General features: G+C 45.8%; 17 protein-coding genes and 2 pseudogenes. 16 read left to right on the top strand and 3 right to left on the bottom strand.

Going from position 1 to position 20,575, the window contains the following annotated elements; translation table 11 throughout:
* Positions 1-18: 18 nt before the first annotated feature.
* Together MKY59_RS12545 and MKY59_RS12550 are read left to right on the top strand one after the other, a co-directional pair.
* A complete protein-coding gene (locus tag MKY59_RS12545; protein WP_339277872.1) occupies positions 19-3,231 on the top strand; it encodes a contractile injection system protein, VgrG/Pvc8 family in 3,213 nt (1,070 codons plus the stop codon).
* A gap of 22 nt (positions 3,232-3,253) precedes the next feature.
* On the top strand, positions 3,254-3,841 hold the full coding sequence (locus tag MKY59_RS12550) for a pentapeptide repeat-containing protein (RefSeq protein ID WP_236421564.1): 588 nt from the start codon (positions 3,254-3,256) through the stop codon (positions 3,839-3,841).
* A 365-nt stretch (positions 3,842-4,206) separates the two neighbouring features.
* On the opposite strand, the gene MKY59_RS12555 is transcribed toward MKY59_RS12550, so the two are convergent.
* The gene (locus MKY59_RS12555; protein WP_339277873.1) at positions 4,207-4,449 is read right to left on the bottom strand and encodes a transposase; all 243 of its coding nucleotides are present in this window, start codon (positions 4,447-4,449) and stop codon (positions 4,207-4,209) included.
* 230 nt (positions 4,450-4,679) lie between these two features.
* Here MKY59_RS12555 and MKY59_RS12560 point away from each other — a divergent pair, with 230 nt between their 5' ends.
* From MKY59_RS12560 to MKY59_RS12610, 11 genes and pseudogenes are all read left to right on the top strand, one after another.
* Positions 4,680-5,615: a nucleic acid/nucleotide deaminase domain-containing protein gene (locus MKY59_RS12560; protein WP_339277874.1), complete on the top strand. Its 936-nt coding sequence runs from the start codon at positions 4,680-4,682 to the stop codon at positions 5,613-5,615.
* 23 nt (positions 5,616-5,638) lie between these two features.
* Entirely contained in the window at positions 5,639-6,151 is a 513-nt protein-coding gene (locus MKY59_RS12565; protein ID WP_236421555.1) for an SUKH-4 family immunity protein, read from the top strand.
* 225 nt (positions 6,152-6,376) lie between these two features.
* Positions 6,377-6,568: pseudogene (locus tag MKY59_RS12570) on the top strand (hypothetical protein); the annotation flags it as partial.
* Between the two features lie 100 nt (positions 6,569-6,668).
* Entirely contained in the window at positions 6,669-6,884 is a 216-nt protein-coding gene (locus tag MKY59_RS12575) for a hypothetical protein (RefSeq protein ID WP_339277875.1), read from the top strand.
* The gene (locus MKY59_RS12580) at positions 6,865-7,185 is read left to right on the top strand and encodes a hypothetical protein (RefSeq protein ID WP_339277876.1); all 321 of its coding nucleotides are present in this window, start codon (positions 6,865-6,867) and stop codon (positions 7,183-7,185) included. Before MKY59_RS12575 ends, MKY59_RS12580 begins: the two co-directional genes overlap by 20 nt.
* Before the next feature lie 39 nt (positions 7,186-7,224).
* Positions 7,225-7,518 (top strand): annotated as a pseudogene (locus MKY59_RS12585) (deaminase domain-containing protein); the annotation flags it as partial.
* Between the two features lie 128 nt (positions 7,519-7,646).
* A complete protein-coding gene (locus MKY59_RS12590; protein ID WP_339277877.1) occupies positions 7,647-8,333 on the top strand; it encodes an Imm3 family immunity protein in 687 nt (228 codons plus the stop codon).
* A 323-nt stretch (positions 8,334-8,656) separates the two neighbouring features.
* On the top strand, positions 8,657-9,124 hold the full coding sequence (locus MKY59_RS12595; RefSeq protein ID WP_339277878.1) for a DUF2004 domain-containing protein: 468 nt from the start codon (positions 8,657-8,659) through the stop codon (positions 9,122-9,124).
* A 168-nt stretch (positions 9,125-9,292) separates the two neighbouring features.
* On the top strand, positions 9,293-10,966 hold the full coding sequence (locus MKY59_RS12600; RefSeq protein WP_339277879.1) for a molecular chaperone HscC: 1,674 nt from the start codon (positions 9,293-9,295) through the stop codon (positions 10,964-10,966).
* The gene (locus tag MKY59_RS12605; protein WP_339277880.1) at positions 10,960-12,240 is read left to right on the top strand and encodes a hypothetical protein; all 1,281 of its coding nucleotides are present in this window, start codon (positions 10,960-10,962) and stop codon (positions 12,238-12,240) included. The genes MKY59_RS12600 and MKY59_RS12605 overlap by 7 nt, the downstream gene beginning before the upstream one ends.
* A gap of 1 nt (position 12,241) precedes the next feature.
* A complete protein-coding gene (locus MKY59_RS12610) occupies positions 12,242-12,964 on the top strand; it encodes a DUF1266 domain-containing protein (RefSeq protein ID WP_339277881.1) in 723 nt (240 codons plus the stop codon).
* A gap of 95 nt (positions 12,965-13,059) precedes the next feature.
* Here MKY59_RS12610 and MKY59_RS12615 read toward each other — a convergent pair whose 3' ends face one another.
* On the bottom strand, positions 13,060-14,139 hold the full coding sequence (locus MKY59_RS12615; protein ID WP_236416751.1) for a bifunctional 3-deoxy-7-phosphoheptulonate synthase/chorismate mutase: 1,080 nt from the start codon (positions 14,137-14,139) through the stop codon (positions 13,060-13,062).
* Positions 14,140-14,667: 528 nt separating this feature from the next.
* Between MKY59_RS12615 and MKY59_RS12620 the strand changes: the two genes are divergently transcribed.
* The 3 genes from MKY59_RS12620 (at position 14,668) to MKY59_RS12630 (ending at position 19,332) form a co-directional block, all read left to right on the top strand.
* Positions 14,668-15,651, top strand: a complete 984-nt coding sequence (locus MKY59_RS12620) for a LacI family DNA-binding transcriptional regulator (RefSeq protein WP_339277882.1) — start codon at positions 14,668-14,670, stop codon at positions 15,649-15,651.
* Between the two features lie 158 nt (positions 15,652-15,809).
* Positions 15,810-17,306, top strand: a complete 1,497-nt coding sequence (locus tag MKY59_RS12625) for a sucrose-6-phosphate hydrolase (RefSeq protein WP_339277883.1) — start codon at positions 15,810-15,812, stop codon at positions 17,304-17,306.
* A 31-nt stretch (positions 17,307-17,337) separates the two neighbouring features.
* Positions 17,338-19,332, top strand: a complete 1,995-nt coding sequence (locus tag MKY59_RS12630) for a sucrose-specific PTS transporter subunit IIBC (RefSeq protein WP_339277884.1) — start codon at positions 17,338-17,340, stop codon at positions 19,330-19,332.
* A 221-nt stretch (positions 19,333-19,553) separates the two neighbouring features.
* Here the strand turns inward: MKY59_RS12630 and MKY59_RS12635 are convergent, their stop codons facing one another.
* Positions 19,554-20,453, bottom strand: coding sequence for a manganese catalase family protein (locus MKY59_RS12635; RefSeq protein ID WP_339277885.1), 900 nt, complete (start codon positions 20,451-20,453; stop codon positions 19,554-19,556).
* Positions 20,454-20,575: the final 122 nt, after the last annotated feature.

The raw sequence follows: 20,575 nt of genomic DNA on the forward strand, positions 1-20,575 counted from the left end.
GTAAAGGGGGAATGATGGGTGGAGGTTATTTATCAGGGAGATGGATACGAGTTAAGCTGGCCGTATAAAATTAAGGACTTGCGAAGCTTTCGGGTTGAAAGAGCGTTTAACGCACATGCGAAGTGTGTGTTTTCCGTTCGCATGAGTGAAGAAGAGGCAGAGCAATGCCTGTTGCATAGCAGCTTTAGCGACAGTCTGATTTTGCAAAAAATGACGGATTCCAGGCCGGAGAGCTGGTTTGCCGGAGGAATTACGAAGGTAGACATCCAAATGGAGGACGGAATTCCGCTGGTGGAGGTCCATGCTCTCTCGCGGAGTTATGTGATGGATATGACACCGAAGAGCCGTTCCTACCAGAATAAACGCCTGACCTATACGGAGGCGGTTCGCCAATTGGCTGGAAGGTATCCCGGAGGGGACGCCCAGAACATGGCTACGAGCGATCAGTCATCGATCGGCGCCTTGCTGGTGCAATATGAAGAGACGGACTGGCAATTTCTCCAACGTCTTGCTGCGCGGGTAGGAACCGTGATTTTGCCGGATGTCACGATGGATGCGCCGAGGGTGTTTTTCGGTGTACCCGATTTGTCGTGGGGCACAGAGATTGTGGCCATAAGATATACGACTTTAAAAGACAGGGAGCTGTATAAGCAGCTGAAAGCCCATGCCGAAGGAGATGACGCCAATCAACTGATCGAGTCCGATTTTGTGAGCTATCGGGTCACGACGGAGCAATTCTGCCAAGTTGGAGATGATGTTTCTTTTAAAGGACAGATCTGGGTGGTGTCCGAGTCTGTGATCAGTTATCTATCCGGCAGGTTGAGATATGAGTATTTGCTGGTCAAACGGCAAAGCTTGCGACGTAAATCCAGGCGGAATGAACAGCTTCAGGGCAGGTCCCTGGAAGGGCGCGTCATCAAACGGGCAAACAACATGGTGAAGGTTCATCTGGATATCGACGATCAGCATGATGATCACGCCAATTGGTGGTTTCCCTATTCGGGCGAAGGCAACAATATCTTTCACTGTTTGCCGGAGGAAGGCGCACGAATCAAAGTGTACTTCCCGAGCGGAACGGAGAAGCAGGCGATGGCCATTAACTCCGTCCGGGGCAGCAGCGAAGAGATGAAAGGCCGAACGGTTTTTCAGAAGCCGGAGACCAAAGTGTTCGAAATGCCGGGAGAAGCCCGGATGCAGCTCGGCGACGACGGAGTCCTGTTCAAGAAGGGAAGCGTCAGCCTGCATTTGGATGCGGGAAACATTAGCCTGAACGCCACGGAAGATTTGCTGGTTGTGGCGAGTAGTCAGATTGAGGTCGGTTCGGGAAGCGACAAGGGTATGCTGGAGTCCTTCCGAATTCAGGCCGAGCAGCAGATTGTGCTGCAAACCAATGTGGACCAATACGTAGTTCTGAATGGAAACCGGGTAGGAATCCAGAGCAAAAAAGTGGATCTGCAAAAGGTCGACGTGGATTTCATGGAACTGCTGACCGAAGAAGAACTGGAAGAATTGTATTTGGACATGCTGGCCGATGGCGAGATCATGAAAGAGGAACTGGATTTGTCGCTGCAATTACGAACGGCGGTCCAGTTAACGGATGCACAACGTGCAGACATTCGCAGCAAGGTTGCCGAGACGGCCAAAAACGATCCCAATCTGTCGGATCAGGCGAAGACCTGGATGAGCAGCAAATCGGCGGAGGAGCAAAAAAACGTCTATCAACAGAAGTACGTAAACCAGCCAGCCGCCGAGCCCGAAAAGAAAAGCAAAGAACAAAAGCAAGCGGAGCTGGAACAGCAGCAGCAGACATACGATCAGATGGATCGCGACCGCACGGCTATTCACAACTGGCAGCAGCAATCCAAGGAGATGTGGGCGAAAGAAACGGCAGCAGGGAAAACGGAAGCCGAAATTCAGGCGATGCTGCCGCCGCCTCCGGTACTGAGTACGAAGTCTTCGTCTTCTCAAGGGAACGCCGGTGGCAAACCAGGACTGATGGAACGCATCATGGATTCCACGGGGCTAGGGAATGTATTGAATCAGATGAGTCCATGGCTGGAGCAGGTAGAGCTGAATGACGTGATTCCGCAAAAGCCGGATTATTTGAGCAAACAAACGCAAAAAACGGTATACTTATCCAGATACACATTTCAAGTATTGATCATTGACCCGCAAATGCTGATCGCCGAGTTTAACGTTATTTTTGGCGTGGTGGCCATTATTGCGGCCATTCCGACAGGCGGAAGCTCCTTGTATTTGTTGGCTGCCGCGGATGCGGCTCTAGGTGCGGCGATGATCGTCGTCAATGTCAAGAAACTGAATGACTTAAAGAACGGGGATGCGTATACGAACCCCACGTTCTTGGGTATGGACCAGCAGCTGCTGGACAACCTAGGCGTCGCCCTGATGCTTGTCAACCTCGCCATCTTGGCCAAACATGGCTTAAATAAGGCAGCGGACAAGCTCGTAAATAGCAAAAATATGTCCGCGCTGGACGAGACATGGACGACATGGAAGCAGCAGACTAAAGATCGTCTGAACAAAAGCGTAGACGATATCACGGATTATGTATCTGATTCGATAGAGCGGATGCGAAATACTCGTTTTGGCCAAGAATTTGCAATGGATGGACCAACTGGTGTCTATTTCACGAAGCCGAAAAAGCCAATTCCGCCCAATAGCCAGCAGCAGCGCTTTTGGAGTGAAATGGAAGCAGGCAAGGATGATTTAGCGAAGAAGTTGGATGAGTGGACGGGAAATGCTGACTTAGACAAAATTAGAGAAACTGCTCCAGATTACTATAAAGAATTGATAGACAAGTATGGGGATGAGGGAAAATACTACGCTAGATCTCCAGAAGAGTATGAGAGTTTGGCAAAAGATCCAGCAAAAAACTTTAAAATAAACGAAAAGACAAAAATTGAAAGACTAGCAGGCTTGGAGTTAGAGGCGAGAGGGGACCTACCTGGTCCTATAGTTAGAGATACCAATCCAGCAGGTGCAGAATTTATTGACGCAACAGGTGTATTGTGGGACGTTAAAGGATGGTATTCAAAATTTGCGCCAAAGGGTTATACACTGGAAAAGGCAATTGCTGATATAGAAGAATCACTTTCAAAAGGGGAGAATGTTATCATCGATTCATCAAAAATGTTCCCAGAACATATAGACGAAGTACGCAAAGCGGTAAAAGAATTAGGTTTAAGTGATATGTTGCTGTGGTGGCCATAAAGTATGTGAAAGGAAGAATTACATGGATGATAATATGTTTATAAAACATCATAAATGGGCAGAATCGGATGGTAATATTGGAGAAAAAATAGAAATTGTAAAAGAAGAATTACAACAACTGAATCTTACAGGGATGAATCTGAGTTGTTCAGAGATTGTAGAGTCAAATATGAGTAGTTCGTTTTTTGCTAATAATGATATGAGTGATTGCTATTTTTTAAGTACATCATTTGAAAGAACGATTTTCTCGGAATGCATACTGAGTAAAACGGTATTTGACTACACTTCCTTAAAACATTCAAATATATTAAATTGTGTAGGGATAAAAGCGTCTTTTGATGATGCAGACCTCAGCTTCGCTAATATATCTGGATCTGACTTGAGGCGAGCATCATTTCGAAGAGCAAATTTAAGCTGCTCAAAGTTTTCTAATGTTGATTTAACAAATGCTATATTTGATGGGGCACTTCTCTATGAAACTAGTTTTGAAGAAATAAACGGGATTGATGAAGTGTCTGCCAAACATATTTTTGTTGGAACTGAAGAGGAACCAATAAGGCTGGACGGTGATGATATTAAAAAGTGGTTAATGGAGCAGATGAGTGGATAATATCTTCATTAGCGAAATCTCCCTAACAACGAGATCGCAAAACACAACCAATCACTATATAATTCAAACACTTGTTTAAATTTCAAAAGCTCATTCCAACTTATTTAGTAGGAGAGAGCTTTTTTTCATGTTCAAAATTAAAGGAAGAAAAAGGGGATGGAAAAACGTGGATAAGTAAGGCGAGAAGAGTTGATAAACTAGGGGTGTCTTCAAACTCAAGCAAGCCACACCATAATGGATGCCGGAGTCGAAAAAGCCTTGAACGTACACGCTAATTTATCGTAGCGAGTTGCCAGACGACGATTGCTTTTGACTTTATTGAAAAAAAACACTCCACTAAATGGCGTTCTCTATAGATATCTCGGTCAACGGGTTGTATTTCTCGGCGTTGGAATCACCGGGATCGCTTGTTCCTCGTTCAGAAGCGCCCTGATCGCATTCGTATCATAGACTCGATCAGCTAATACTTGTTTCATCGTCGGTTCGATGGCTTGCAGAAGTTTGTAGCGCTGAACCGAGTCATGAGCTTCACCACCCGTTAATTCGAAATGAAGTGGATTTCCGAGCGCATCGACGATGGCATGAATTTTGGTGCTTAAACTACCCACGGGAACGTTCGATCGCTTGCTTGCTTTGCCCCCGCTCCGTGCTGGTGAACGCGCACAATCGTGGCATCAATCATAATGCTTTCCTCATCGCTATATAGGGAGACAACCTTTAGCACCTTATCCCGAATTCCCGCTTTCTGCCAACGTCAAAAGTGAGTGTAGACGGATTTCCAGTGGGGAAAGTGGCCAGGAAGATCACGCCATGGGGCGTCTGAATGTGCGCCCAAAGGATGGTTGATTTATGGTTAGATACCATCGTAATTAACCTGTTTTTGTTATTTTCGTTTTTGTCAATGTCAAGAAACGATTTGAAGAACGGGGATGCGTATACGAACCCCACGTTCTTGGGTATGGACCAGCAGCTGCTGGACAACCTAGGCGTCGCCCTGATGCTTGTCAATCTCGCCATCTTGGCCAAACACGGACTCAATAAAGCGGCAGACAAGCTCGTGAATAGCAAAAATATGTCCGCACTGGACGAGACATGGACGACATGGAAGCAGCAGACTAAAGATCGTCTGAACAAAAGCGTAGACGATATCACGGATTATGTATCTGATTCGATAGAGCGGATGCGAAATACTCGTTTTGGCCAAGAATTTGCAATGGATGGACCAAACGGTGTCTATTTCACGAAGCCGAAAAAGCCAATTCCGCCAAATAGCCAGCAACAGCGTTTTTGGAGTGAAATGGAAGCAGGCAAGGATGATTTAGCGAAGAAGTTGGATGAGGGGACGGGTAATACTGAATTTGGTTTAAGCCGTTCAAAAGTTGTTGGCTATGGTGAATCAGATTTAAGTAGAATGGTAATTGATTATAGAATGAAAAATGGTGTTCAGGGGACAAGGAATATTGCGATCTTAGAATACGAGGATAACGGAATACTCAAGTATGAGATTGCTGAAAGTAATAGGGAACTAGGAGTACACTCAGAAGAAATACTTCATCAGAGAGTGACTGAAATGGGAATTGATTCTTCTAAGATAAAAAGGATATATACCGAAAGGCAACCATGTAATCTTGAGCCATATCATCACTGTGATAATTTGATTTATAAAAATTATCCGAATGCAGAAGTAACTCATAGTTTTGAATACGGAGACTATGATTCGAGAAAACGTGGTAATGACGAAATGAAGAAGGCTATTAAGGCGTTATTTAAGTAATGAAAGTAAAGGGGGAATATCTAATGATTGAACTATCAAAGGATTTTTGGAACTGTGATTTTTTTAGGTACAGTATAGATGAGTTGGGGATATACGGTTTTTCAGAGGAAACAATGGAGTTTTTATTGAATTATGGCTTACCTAAAAATCATACAATCTTTGAAATGAAAGGTATCAAGTTCTTTGATTCAATTAATTTTGAAAGAATCACCTTTAACGGAGAAGAGTTCATTAACATAGGACAAAGTCGGGGGGCTTTCATTTCAATTAAGAAAACTACTCAAGAAGTATTTGCACTTCTGGAAAGTCGAGAGGATAGGATATTCATTAATTCAAGTATAAAATTGTTTTTGTTATTCCATCAGCTATTTTATACTGAGCTTAGAAAAGTTGATGACATAGACGATGATGAGCAGTGTGAAAAATTTGGGAAAATGATGCGAGAGGAATTTGAAAAAATCGACTCTACAGCAATGTTGGACAAAGAGAGTACATGGCCAAGACTTGTAGAGGAGTATGAAAACTGCTCTATCTAATCGAAGCTCTCAAATAATTAAGTCATTAGGACTACCTAGTATCGAATGAAACGACTTTTCCTATCCTTACCAACATAACCTTTGTTCTATTTGTAAGAAAATTTTCATGAATTAAGATGTGCGTACTGAATGGCTGTAAAAAGTATCTCTATTAACATAATAGCGTTACATCAAACAGGTTGATTATGGTCAGATACCACTATAATCAACCTGTTTTTTTGTTATATTCCGCAGGATGATACCGACTCGATCGTGAACGGCGAGACGAAGTTCTTCGTTTTCCCGGATGATCGCCATTGGGGCTTCTACGTCCTGCCGGTTGCCCGAAAGAACGAACAGCTCTATCTTGGTCCGCAGAAGCTGTTTCCGTTCGAGCCAGATCTGCCCGAATTGGACTTTTTTGATGGGAGGAAGTAGAGAATCGGACCGAGAGAAAGGCGCAAAATGAAGTGCCCGAGAGGATTACCCGGAGTACGTCGTAAGGCGCTGACTCTGGTTCGAAGGGAGGGAGAAGTTGATGTTCACGCATGTGTACCCGCATTTCCAGAAAGGCCGTATTCTCAAAACCGCCATGCTGGAACAGCTTCCAGATTATCCGCGCGACTATCTGGAACTCTGCTACCGCAACTATGCGAACGCATTATTGCCAGGGCGGAGGTCGAAGTGTTCCGTGGCGTGTTCGGAAGGTACAGTTAAGCAACGGACAAACCGTGATGATGTTTGTGAAGAATGACAATCATGGTTCATCAAGCCACGGAGAAGCAGGAAGTTCATCTTCTTCGAAGAAAACTGGATCACAAGGGGATTTAGTTGGTAAGACAAATAGTATAATAGAGAATCCTTATAACCCAAAGGATCATAGTATCGAGAGTGACTTTCATTCATCCAAACATAAATCGAAAGATGAAACAAGTGAAATTGAGAGTACTGGAGAGACGAAACCAGGTACACTTGATTTCAATAGAAAATTTCCTACAAGGCTTATTAAATTAGAGACTGAAGGATATATTATTGATAGAGTTGCAGAATTATAACAAAGACTTTCAAATAGTGCATTAAATAAATCGGGGGCAAATATGGAAGTTGATATTCCGAGTAAGCCTAAAATAAAATCCGAATTTTATGCACATAGCCAAGTTAATGGTTTTCCACCTGCTCACCAACAAAACGTAAATTATGATGGTTTTTCAATTATGCCAGAAGATGAAAAAATAAGGTATCCTGCAAAAGATGCACCTAATAGTGAAGGTATTATAATTGATCGAATTAAAGACACTGAATATAAAATGATAAATGATTTAGCCTTTCAACTTGGTCCACCCGATCCAAATCTTAAAGGGCAAAGTAAAATTGTTTACCGAAAATGAAACTTGTGGGAGTTGGAATGATATAATTTTTAATTTTCCCAAAGATTATCCAGGTATAGAGATTATAGAGATTCATAATATTGGAGACAAGATACCTAAGAAATCAGCAATATAAGGAGTTGAGAAATATGGCATGGAACTATCAAGAATTAATAGAGTCATTTATTGAAGAGTGCGAAGAATATAAAAATATTTATCATTTGAGTCACTATGAGGCCGTATCTCAGGCGTTTGATGAGAATTATAGCGAAAAATATTCTGATGATATGGAAAAGGCAGTTCTTTGGGTTATTGTAGCTGAACTAAGGTTACAACAGCCTCGAATATATAAGAATGCTAAGGAAAATTACATTTTTAAACTTAAGTCAATAAATTTTCAAGTGGTAAAAGAATATATAGAAAAAAAGCAATTAACAAAAGAAGAATTTGAGGATCTTTATTTAAGAAGAAACAGAGTACTTGTGGAAATTGAAAAAATGCCAACGGATCTTTGCCCGAAAGCAAGATGGTTTTATGAAGAAATCACAGATGAAGTGAATGATTTATTTGCGAAGTCTGTAAATATTGAGGAAACTACCGATCATGTAATCGCCTATTTTAAGAGTGAATTTCGAAATAAAGCATGTGCCAAAAAAATTGTTTTTGTATCAATAGCTGAAAATTTAATGCGACGCAATTATAAAGTACCTGACTATGTCATAAACGAGATTACAGATAATTACATCGATAATTCCCAATTTGAACTTTCCCAAGAGGAAAGTCTAGATTTATTAAATAGAATCGATAAGATTCTTGAATTACTTGAATTTAAATAAAATGACTGATATAGAAAACAAATTTTTTGCTTAGGTAAAACACGAGAACGATAGTACTGCAAAAAGTCGCAATAATGGTATTATCCCCTTTTAGTAGACAAGAAAAAAACATCTAGTAAGACGGACTTAAAAATTCTTTGAAATGCTGACAGAGGAAGAAGTGTGACTTTGGTGATGTTCAGAATTTAATTCCTATTAATGCATGATTATTTGATGTTCTAACGAAGAAAAACTACACAGTTGGATCTCTTGGTATGAGGACTTTTTGAGGTGAATGGCGGTATGTTTGTGAATAAATGTTAAATTAGGGAAGGATTCATTTCATGAAAATTTATGATGTGGTGTTTGGCGAACTCGACTATGATTATATTTGGTCCAAGGATACGACTATGAATTATTTTGGAGTTAAGACACCAATATCCCTTATTATTGAAGGAGATGAGGACGGGGTATTCGATGATGATCAATATTCGGCTTACCAAAGTTTAATGGAAAATTGGGAGGAAATACAACAGAATTTACTGCAACCTATTTTAAACTATTATCTACAAAAACGTCATGAGTTAGGCTATGACATAGCTTTTAATGAAAGTTATCCTTTCGTGGATACAACTGAGCAATTAAAAAAAATGATGACCTTAGATAGTATTGTTGTTTCGTATGGAGATCTTAATAAAGAACGGGATATTGGATTTCTTTTTAGTTGTACGTGGGATTCAGAAAATGGCTTAGGCATTCGTTTATTAGATGAAAAAGTAGTTGATGTAGGATACCAAGATGTTGCGATATGAAACTTAGGGTTAATTCAATATCACTTCGTGGAGATGAACATGGGGAGCGGTATTGAGGTTCCCATCAACATTAAGAGCAACATAAATAATAGATATACATAAATTTGAATTTAATTCCGATAAAAATATGATAAGGGTGATTTTTACATAATATTGGGGTGGAATACGATGACAATTATTGGGATCGACTTGGGGACGACCAACAGTTTGGTGAGTGTTTTCTTGAACAATGAATGCGTGATTATTCCGAATGCACTCGGAAACCGATTAACTCCTTCAGTTGTAGGCGTTATGGATGATGGAGCAGTCATTATTGGAGAAGCAGCGAAGGAACGATTAATCTCTCATCCCAACTTAACGGAAGCGGTATTTAAGCGTCACATGGGATCAAAAAAACAGTACAAACTTGGCGAAAAGTTATTTTCCCCTACGGATCTTTCAGCTCTGTTACTCAAAGCACTTAAAGCGGATGCTGAGGCTTTTTTGGGTATAACGATCACAGAAGCCGTGATTAGCGTGCCTGCGTATTTTAATGATCATCAAAGGCGTGCTACGAAGGAGGCCGGCTTGCTGGCAGGGCTCAAGGTGGAACGGTTAATTAATGAACCAACAGCGGCAGCATTGGCGTATGGTATTCATCAGGCTAATGAAGAAAAACAATTGCTCATATTTGATTTGGGCGGAGGAACATTTGACGTATCCTTACTGGAAATGTCCGATAATGTAATGGAAATTCGAGCGATAGCAGGAGATAATTTTCTCGGTGGAGAGGATTTTGATGAAGCCATTTTGCATTATTTTCTGGAACAGCATTCATTGAAATTGGAAGTTGTAAAAGGAAAATGGTATTCCATGCTGAAAAAGCAGGCGGAGTCATGCAAAGTGATGCTAACAACAGAAGATCAAGCGGAAATGAGCTTTGTCTATAATGGACATACATACAAGACGATGTTTACTTCAACGGATTTCGAGACCATTTCTACAGAATTATTAACAAGGCTGAAAGTCCCTCTCAAAAAAGCATTGAATGACTCAGGCATACAACCTAAAGAACTGGATCATGTTGTTTTGGTTGGCGGATCTACTCAGATGCCAATCATTCGTTCGTTTGTGGCTCGGTTATTTGGACAGTTACCGCTTTCACATATTAACCCGGACGAAGTCGTTGGAATAGGCGCGGGTATATATGCGGCGATGAAGGAACGAAATGAGTATTTGCGGGAGTCCGTGTTGACAGATGTATGTCCATATACATTAGGGATTGGGGTTGTAAATGATGTATACGCTCCGATTATCGAGAGAAATTCGGTTATTCCGTGCAGCAGGGTTCAACGGTTTATTAACGCCAAAGACTATCAAGATGTCATAGAGGTAGATATCTATCAAGGAGAAAGCAGAGACGTCAAAGAAAATCTCAAACTGGGCTCTGTACTCGTTCCGATTCCACGCGTGAAAAGTGGCGAAGCGGTTATTGACGTGAGATTTACCTACGATATTAATGGTTTGTTGGAAGTAGACATCTATTCGCATTCCACAGGTGAAACAAAGTCGCTTGTGATACAAAATAATGAAATTCATTTGTCTGAGGCAGAGATTACTATTCGGTTACAAGAACTGGCTATGCTTAAGATTCATCCTCGGGATGATGCTCGTAACCAATTATTGTTGGCACGGGCAGGTCGATTATATGAAGAAGCGTTGTCAGAAAGCCGTGAACACATCTCTCAAGAGATGGAGCGATTTGAACGTGCACTTGACACCCAGGACCCTGAAAAGATTAGAAAAGCGAGTGTGAAATTGAGTCAATTCATAGATCAACTGGAGGCTCAGGGACTGTGGTAAATCCTTGGTTGTTGTTAGAACTGGAGCCTACTCCGGATAAGAAAATCATTAGGCGATCTTACACCAGACTGTTAAAAAAATATCATCCTGAAGATGATCCAGAAGGATTCCTTCAACTGCGAGCGGCGTATGATGAAGCCCTTCGTTTGTCGGTTGATATGATACCAGATTCGAGTGAAGCGTTCCCGAGTTTTCAAAGTGATAGAGAACTGTCGAGAGGGAATTCAACCTTTGTTGAAGGTGAAGCTTCGCTTTTATCTGTGCATACATTGCTTGAAGAAGAAAAGCAGAATGGGCCACATCAGCAGGGTGTTCGTACAACCATTATTCTCAATGAGGAAGAAGGAACGGATGGCCCGTATTTTAACAGCTTTTCTACAATCCGAGACGAAGTTGTCCTGGGGCAGAATGGACTTGAGCTCCTATATGAACAATTGCATGAATTGTACGCTGATGTGTTTAGAAGAAGGGATATTGTTGCGTGGAAAACATTATTTGTGGGACGTCCTTTGGAAGATGACAGTGGTTATGAGGAAAAAGTACGTCATTTTTTCACCGGAAATGCACATTTACCACATGATGTGTGGCAATATCTTGATGAAGAGTTTGAGTTGATACAAATGGAGAATTTTCCTTGGAAGCATCTAATTCAATGGGATTATGGTTTATCATTTGACTGGCTTAGTTCGGAAATAGACGTGGATTATAACTCATATGCAGCAGGACGATTCGAAGCATTTCTGTCGTTACAGCAAGGAATGTATGAAGATTGTATCGACATCGCACAAAAAGCGGCAGGTATATATGATCAGGATCCGGTACTTGATCGTTTGATCGCAGAGGCTTACTACAGGTTAGCGAAATATCTGGAGGCATGCGGGTATTTCTCCCGTGTGCTGCATCATATCCCCGATGACAGGGATGCCTTGAAATATGAAATCTTTGCGCGGCAATGGCTAGGGCCAGTGGCTGACTTCACAACTTTCCATGGAATTTCAACATCCGAAACTAATTTGCTAAAGGACAGACTAGTGCGAGGGGCAGACGATTGGTTGTTTCAGTCTCCAAAGATGCCTAAGTATCCGATTGTGGCTTATGTAAAACATAATTTCAAAACGTTGTTTAGGATGGGCTTGGATATCTTCATTGGAAGTTTCTTAACAGGAGTGATCGTGAAATACGGTTTCTTAGGGTTTCCTACATTGATGATGTTCCCAGTGATCTTGTTCTGCGTTGTGCATTGCATTTATTTATGTCATGAATTGGAGAGATAACATGAGCATGACTATTCCAACATGGATGGGAATTTCCTTAAGCCTTTTATCCAATTTTGATGCGTTTCAGGATTACGATTATTTGGCTAAAAACCCTCATTTATGGGAGGAGACGGGACGACAATCATGGACGGCACCATTAGAGTTATTACACGGACTGCCATCGACCAAAGGATTGGAACGTGCCCAGATTATGGGACAGATCAGCTCCTATATGTGGGATAATCATCGTGTACGTAACGGGGATGATCTTAAGGCTCGCTTATACGATTTGTTAGACAATCCCAGTGAAACTTGCCTTAGTTTTGAAAACATTCGTTCAAAAATCCGAGGTTGTTCCTTTAATGTGAGGGAACAGATGCTTACAAATTTAAAAGGAAAACCAGAGTATGATAACTACCTTATCGTCAATGAATACGACTTGCTGATTCCACTTACTGGTATTAGAGCCTATGACTTTGCCAATGCTTCTGCGCTTTGCAGACTAGGAATGTACCAGAGCATGATATCCGAAGATGAGGGTAACAATTGGCTGCAAGCGATATGGAATTCGACGTGTAAGTCCTACACTAACGTGGAACAATTCGCATTATCCAGTGCAGTGGGTCTTTTGTTTGAAAACCAAGGCAGCCGTTATGAAGACATACTGCGCCGTTATTATAACGCTCTTCATCATCCACAAGGATATTGGAGTAATCTTGAATGGACGCCTAGCCTAATATAGTGAAACAATTACTAGGCTAGAACTTTATAAATATCGTTTTTTAAATGAAACCGTCTCTACTAAAAGAGGCGGTTTCATTTTTATCCTACTTCCAACTATCCCTTCAACAGCCCCGACTCCCTCACGGTCGCGAGGAACTCGTTGAACTGCGGGATGTTCAGCTGCTGCGCTGCATCGGAGAGGGCTACCGCCGGGTTCGGGTGCACCTCCACCATGACGCCGTCGGCGCCTGCGGCGAGAGCGGCTTTGGCGCAAGGGGCAAGGATGTCTTTGCGGCCCGTGGAATGCGTGACATCGACAAGCACCGGCAGATGCGTTTCCTGTTTCAGGATCGGCACGGCCGAAATGTCGAGCGTGTTGCGCGTTGCTTTCTCATAGGTACGGATGCCGCGCTCGATCAGCATGACTTGTTTGTTGCCGCGGGAGACGACGTACTCCGCCGCATGCACGAACTCGTCGATCGTCGCCGCCAGACCACGTTTCAGCAGGATCGGAATGTTGACATCGCCTGCGGCCTTGAGCAGCTCGAAGTTTTGCATGTTGCGCGCGCCGATCTGGATGACGTCGATGTAATCGCCGGCAAGCTCGATATGATCCGGGTGAACGATCTCGCTGATCGTTTTCAAGCCGAACTCATCGGCAACTTCCTTCAGTATTTTCAGCCCCTCAATGCCCAGTCCCTGGAAATCGTATGGCGAGGTGCGCGGTTTGAAGGCACCGCCGCGCATGACGCTGATGCCTGCGGCCTTGAGCGCTGCAGCGACTTCGCGCACTTGTTCGTAACTCTCGACCGAGCAAGGCCCGGCGATCATGATTGGCGTTCCCGCACCGACCTGCACGTCGCCAATGGAGACGATGGTATCTTCTTGCTGATTTTTGCGGCTGACGAGCAGATGCTTTTTGTGTTCGTCGACTTGCAAATTCAGCGAAGCCTGGAAGATTTGCTTGAATAAGAGCTTGATCGCATCGTTATGGAACGGCCCCGGATTGGCTGCGGTCAGTTCCTCCAGCATTTCTTTTTCACGCACAGGATCGAATTTGGGCACGCCTTGTTTTTCTTTGATTTGCCCGATTTCCTGCACGACGCTGGCCCGTTCGGACAACAGGTGAAGCAGGCCGTGGTTGATTTCGTTCAAGCGGCTTCTTAACGTTTCGAGCTCGGTATTCTGTTCCATGGACAATGCACTCCTTCGACATTTGGATTGGTTCTGATTCGCAAAAAACAAAAAAAGCCCTTCATCCGCAAGGGACGAAGAAGCCGTGGTACCACCCTAATTAGAAACGGCAGCGCTGCCTTGCAGCGAGCTGTTTCTCACTTAACCTTTTAACGCAAGGATACGGATTGTCCTAGGAGCTGTAGAAACCCTGAAAAGGTTAGCCCTTCAGCAATCGGCTCGGGAGTGAACTTCGGCGGCATGCTGCTTTCGGGTGCTTTCAGTCTCCGGCACCGCGTCCCTGTGATGAACATGTAATCCGCGTACTCTTTCCGTCATAGCTTTTATAAAGTAATTTTATTCTGATCCCGTCAATAGGTGACATGAAATGAATTGAAGTCATAATAGCATGCTCCGGAATTGATCGCAAGATGACGGATTGACGCATTCATGTGATAAAGTAAATAGACTCATTCGCCATGGGACAGGGATTCGCAGTATAATATAAATAATGACGATTATTATGCAATTTCTGCAAAAGGGGTAATTATGAACAAAACGATTTCGGATATCGCCCAATTGGCGGGAGTCGCAAAGAGCACGGTTTCCCGGTTCCTCAACGGTGGATCGGTCAGCGAGGATACCCGCCAACGCATTGAGCGGATTATCAAACAATACAACTACGTCCCCAACACCTTTGCCCAAAGCTTGAAGGCCAAGCGGGCAAGCATCATCGGCACAGTTGTCCCGCGCCTGGACTCCTTTGCCACGTCCCAGACGCTGATCGGCATCGATGAGGAACTGCGCAGCAACCAATACCAGATGCTGATTGCAAACACAAGCCAGGACATGCAGCGGGAGATTGACGCCATTTACGATTTTGCCAGACAGAAAGTTTCCGGCATCATCCTGCTTGCGGCCGAGGTGACGGAAGCACATCTGAAAGCGGTGGACGACATCGCCATTCCGGTCATTTTGGTCGGACAGCAGCATGAACGGCTTCATAGCGTCGTACATAATGACGACCAGGCCGGTTATGAAATGGGCAAGCATGTGCTGCAAAACGGACATCGCGAGATCAGTTATTTGGGTGTAACCGAACGGGATCAGGCCGTGGGCATTCACCGGAAGCAAGGGTTTCGGCGTGCCATCGCGGAATGTCCAGGATGTAATGTAACCTACCATGAGTCGAGCTTTAAGATGTCGGAGGCAGCACATACGGCTGAGCAGGTGTTAAACAACGATAGGTCATCGATGGTTGTATGCGCAACAGACAATATTGCGTTGGCCGTGATGAAAACGGCTTTTGCCGCCAAAAGGCAGATTCCGCAGGATATATCCGTGAGCGGTTTCGGTGGATATGACATCACGGAGATGATCAATCCTGCGCTGACCACGGTACGATACCATTATACTCAGGCCGGGAGAATCGCGGCCAGCCACATTATCCGGCTTGTTGCGGGAGAACCGGTGGAGAAGTGCGCCGTGCTCGACGTGGAGCTGATTTCCCGAGAAAGCGTTGACAAATTATAAAAAAATCCTTTATGATAGTCCCATCGAACCGGTTCCAAACTTCTGCGGAAAAGCAGGAACCTTGAGAAGAATTCCTGATGGGATTATTTTTTTGCGTTGTTCGGAACCGGTTCCGTTCTTGGACGAAAACAGCAATGGCAAGGGTGGGAGTACTCGATATGAAAATGACCCGAGAACGGCTTTACCGTCGGCTTGAACAGGCCGATCCAGGTGAATTGCGCAAACTTGAAGCGCTCATCGCCGCATGTCCGTGGCGGCAGCAGTATCATATTCAGCCCCAAACGGGGCTGCTGAACGACCCGAACGGTTTTGCCTTTTACCAAGGCTATTATCACCTGTTCTATCAATGGTTCCCGCTTGGAACGGAGCATGGCATGAAGTATTGGTACCACGTTCGCTCCAGTGATCTCGTGCATTGGGAAGACAGGGGAATCGGCATCCATCCGGGCGATCCACAGGATTCGCATGGTGCCTATTCGGGCAGCGCCATCGAGAAGGATGGCAAACTGATGCTGATGTATACAGGCAATACAAGGGATGAACGATGGATCAGGCATCCGTACCAATGCCTTGCGGTCATGGATGAAGATGATGTGGTGATTAAACTCGAAACCCCTGTTATCCCGGCCGTGCCGCCTGGATACACGGACCATTTCAGGGACCCGAAGGTATGGCAAGACGGAGAATGGTATTACTGTATCATAGGAGCCCAGCGCGAGAACGAGACCGGCTGCGCCGTGTTATATCGCTCGCACGACATGTTGGAATGGACGCTTTTGGGCGAGCTGCGGACGAATTTGAATGAATTCGGATATATGTGGGAGTGTCCGGATTATATGGAGCTGGATGGCCAGGGTGTACTGATTTTTTGCCCACAAGGGTTGCAACCGGAAGGGGATCGATACAACAACATCTATCAATCCGGCTATCTCATCGGTGAAGCGCTCGATCCGGAAACGTTAACATTCAACCACGGCGATTTCAGGGAACTGGATCGCGGGTTTGATTTCTATGCACCCCAGACGATGGCAGCTCCGGATGGCAGACGCATACTTGTCGGATGGATGGGATTGCCCGATCTGGCGTATCCGACGGACGGCAGCGGTTGGGCGCATTGCCTGACGATTCCGCGGCAGCTGAGCATTAGAGACGACAAACTCATTCAACAGCCCGTCGATGAAATGGTGAAGCTGCGCATGACCGAAACGAAGCAGACCGTCGGCGTGACCCTTGAAAACGAAACCAGAACAATCCCTGGCTTCGCCGGCACGGCGTTTGAACTGGACTGCATCATTGACAGCTGCGATGCCGATCGTTTCGGTATCGAATTCCGCTCGAGCGAGCAGGAAAAAACGGTCATATGGTATGACCGGGCGGAGCAGAAGCTGGTGCTGGATCGTTCGTCGTCCGGGGCAGCGCTGGCCGAAGCCAACGGCAGCGTGCGTCGATGCTCTCTAAGCGGCGAAACGATCCGGCTTCGCATGTTCGTGGATACGTCATCGGTCGAAATCTTCGTGAACGAAGGGGAAGAAGTTTTCACGAGCCGGATTTTCCCAAGCCAAACGAGTGATGGCATCCGTTTCTTTGCCCACGGCGGCAGAGCGACATTTAAAGCAAGCAAGTGGGATTACGAGCATCAAAATGCAAAACGTTAAACAATCATCAGGCACGAAGGGAATGAATTCCATGTCCGACAATCAACAGATCGCTCGCGAAGTCATCCAGGCCGTCGGCGGCAAGGATAATATCGCATCGTTTGCGCACTGCGCAACCCGGCTTCGCATCATGGTGAACGACAAGGACAAAATCGACCAAAAACAGGTCGAAACCATCGACAAGGTCAAAGGTGCATTTTTTAACTCGGGGCAGTACCAGATCATTTTTGGCACGGGAACGGTCAACCGGATCTATGAGGAAGTGGAGAAGCTCGGGATCGAAGGCACATCCAAGGAAGATTTGAAAGGCCAAAGCAAAAAGCAGGGCAACGTGTTTCAGCGAGGGATCCGGACCTTTGGCGACGTGTTTGTGCCCATCATTCCGGTGCTGGTGGCAACCGGGCTATTCATGGGTCTGCGCGGCCTGCTCACCCAGAGCGAAATTCTGGCGTTGTTCGGGGCTACGCCTGATGATATTTCGCCAAACTTTTTGCTCTTTACGCAAGTTCTGACCGATACGGCCTTCGCGTTTTTGCCGGCACTCGTGGCGTGGTCCGCATTCCGCGTATTCGGCGGCAGCCCCGTGCTCGGTATTGTGCTTGGTTTGATGCTGGTCAATCCGGCGCTGCCGAACGCGTATGCGGTCGCAGACGGATCGGCAAAGGCGCTGCACATGTTCGGCTTCATACCGGTCGTCGGTTACCAAGGTTCGGTCCTGCCCGCCTTCTTCGTGGGCTTGATCGGCGCCAAATTTGAGAAGTTTCTCCGAAAGCGGGTACCTGAAGCGCTGGATCTGATCCTTACGCCGTTCATTACGCTTGCTGTCATGATCACGCTGGGTTTGTTCGCCATCGGCCCGGTATTCCATTCCCTGGAGGAATGGGTGCTGCACGGCACAACCGCCGTTCTGGATCTGCCGTTTGGCATTGCGGGGCTTGTGATCGGATTTTTGCATCAAATCATTGTGGTCACCGGCGTGCATCATATATTCAATTTTCTTGAGATACAATTGCTGGAGCGAACGGGTGCCAATGCATTCAACGCGATTATCACATGTGCCATTACGGCACAGGGGGCAGCTTGTCTGGCAGTTGGTTTGAAAACGAAAGATACGAAGTTAAAGGCGCTTGCCTTGCCTTCTTCATTCTCGGCTTTTCTAGGCATCACTGAACCGGCGATTTTCGGGGTCAACCTTCGTTTGATGAAACCGTTTATTATGGGTCTGGTCGGCGGCGCGGCAGGAGGCTTTCTGGCATCCCTGTTCCATTTGCAGGGCACGGGCATGGCGGTTACCGCGATCCCGGGAACGTTGCTGTACCTGAACAGCCAGCTGCCAGTGTACATTTTGACCAATGTAGTAGCGATGGGCATCGCGTTTGCGCTGACCTGGATGTTCGGTTACAAAAACAAGCCTGCAGCTTCGGAAAACGGATCTTCGAACGGCATGTCCGGTAACGGGGAGTCGATGGCAGATTCGGTAATTGCCTCGGACTCGGCATCCGCATCAGCTCCGTCACCTGTTCCAACAAGCATGGAAAAAGTGCAGGTTGACACGATGGATATAGCGGCCCCAATCACGGGTCAAGCCGTTGCTTTGGCCACCGTTCCCGATCCGGCCTTTGCGGAAGGGCACATGGGAGAAGGAATCGCTATCGAACCATCCGATGGCAAAGTATATGCTCCGTTCGAAGGCACCGTGGCACATGTCATGCACAAAAGCAAACATGCCGTCATTTTAGAGCATGCGACGGGAGCGCAAGTGCTGATTCACGTCGGCATCAACACCGTTGGTCTGAAAGGAGAAGGTTTCACGCTGCACGTGAGCAATGGCGATCATGTCTCGAAAGGACAGCTGTTGTTGGAATTTGATATGGAGCATATCCGGTCAGCCGGATTGCCGCTAATCACACCCGTTCTTGTGCCTGGTGGGAACGAAGAGATCGAGAGTGTGACGGTTGCCCGATCAGGGCCGGTGCAGGCAGGGCAGGATACGGTGCTTATAGTCAAATTCAAGAAGACAACATAGATCAAGAGAACTTGTTCCTTAACGACAGAGACAGGTGTGGTGAGGCATCTAGACCTACAGACCTCCAGTAAATGGAACTCATATTCCCGAAGGCAGGGCATGGTCATGCAGTGGACAATCACTGCATTGACCATGCCTTTTTTCTTTACTTTTGGTCTTTGAATCAAACTTGCCGCAATGCTGTGGGAAAGGACTAGCTGACCCCGTGCCTACGGCGCTGATTACAACCCCGCAGACCGTTTCAGCCGCTCCGCGATTTGCTGCAGGTCTTCCTGAGAGATGCCCGGAGCGAACTCTTCCGACAACTCCGGAAGTTCAGGGATGGGCCCGCTGTAACCGGGGAGCCCCGCATACGCTTCCAGTTTGCCGCCGTCGCGGGGATGGGTTCCTTTCCAGATCTGCGCAATCTGTTGGTAATCCTTGTCGCTGAACGTATACAATCTGCGGTGTTCGCCCAAGGCCTCCCATTTTCGGGTTGCATCGAACACGCTGTTATCGAGGTTCGGCACAGGCAGCATTTTGGTGACATCCACGCCGGTCGCAATTTCGAGCGCTTTTGCATAAGCCAGAATATGTACGCCGCCCCGGACAAGCAAATAACCGGTCATCGCCCTTGCCGTCGGATGATCCGTCATTTCGTACACTCTCATTTTGTGGGTCCTTGCATTGCATTCCAGAAAAAAGTTATGCAGCAGATCAACGATGAGATTGCCTGTGCTGGTTACGTAAGAGCCGTTCCAGGGTCTGCCCATGGAGTCATAAGGGAGGGCCGTTTGGGCCGATTCGATAAACAGGGAGGACATGCGAAGATCCTTGGTGTTGCGAAGCGGGGTCGCATCTGGATCGCCCGGCGAAGTCGTGCCGACGAGCATCAGGTTGATTGTGTTGGCCACGAGCTCCACATGCCCGAACTCCTCGGCGGTTATGCTGGCAACAATGTCGTAAAAGGGTCTCAGCTTGGTTTTGCCTCTGAAGTTGAACGACTGGAACAAGTAATTGTTCAGCGTGGACATTTCCCCGAAACGCCCGCCCATCAGCTCCTGAACCGCAGAGGCTCCGTTAGGGTCGGGATTGCTGCCGATCGGTAGTTCAATGGCAAGACGGTCTACCCGTTTAAACATGCGTTTCCCTCCTTATGCGTAGTTACATTACTGTTAAGGTATGAACCACGACTTGTACGTTATGCGGGAGGCAGATGCATCAAGCCCGTTTCGTGCTGGGGGAGGGTGAAGAGAAAGTCGTT

The organism is Paenibacillus sp. FSL W8-0426 (assembly GCF_037969725.1).
Lineage (GTDB): Bacteria > Bacillota > Bacilli > Paenibacillales > Paenibacillaceae > Paenibacillus > Paenibacillus hubeiensis.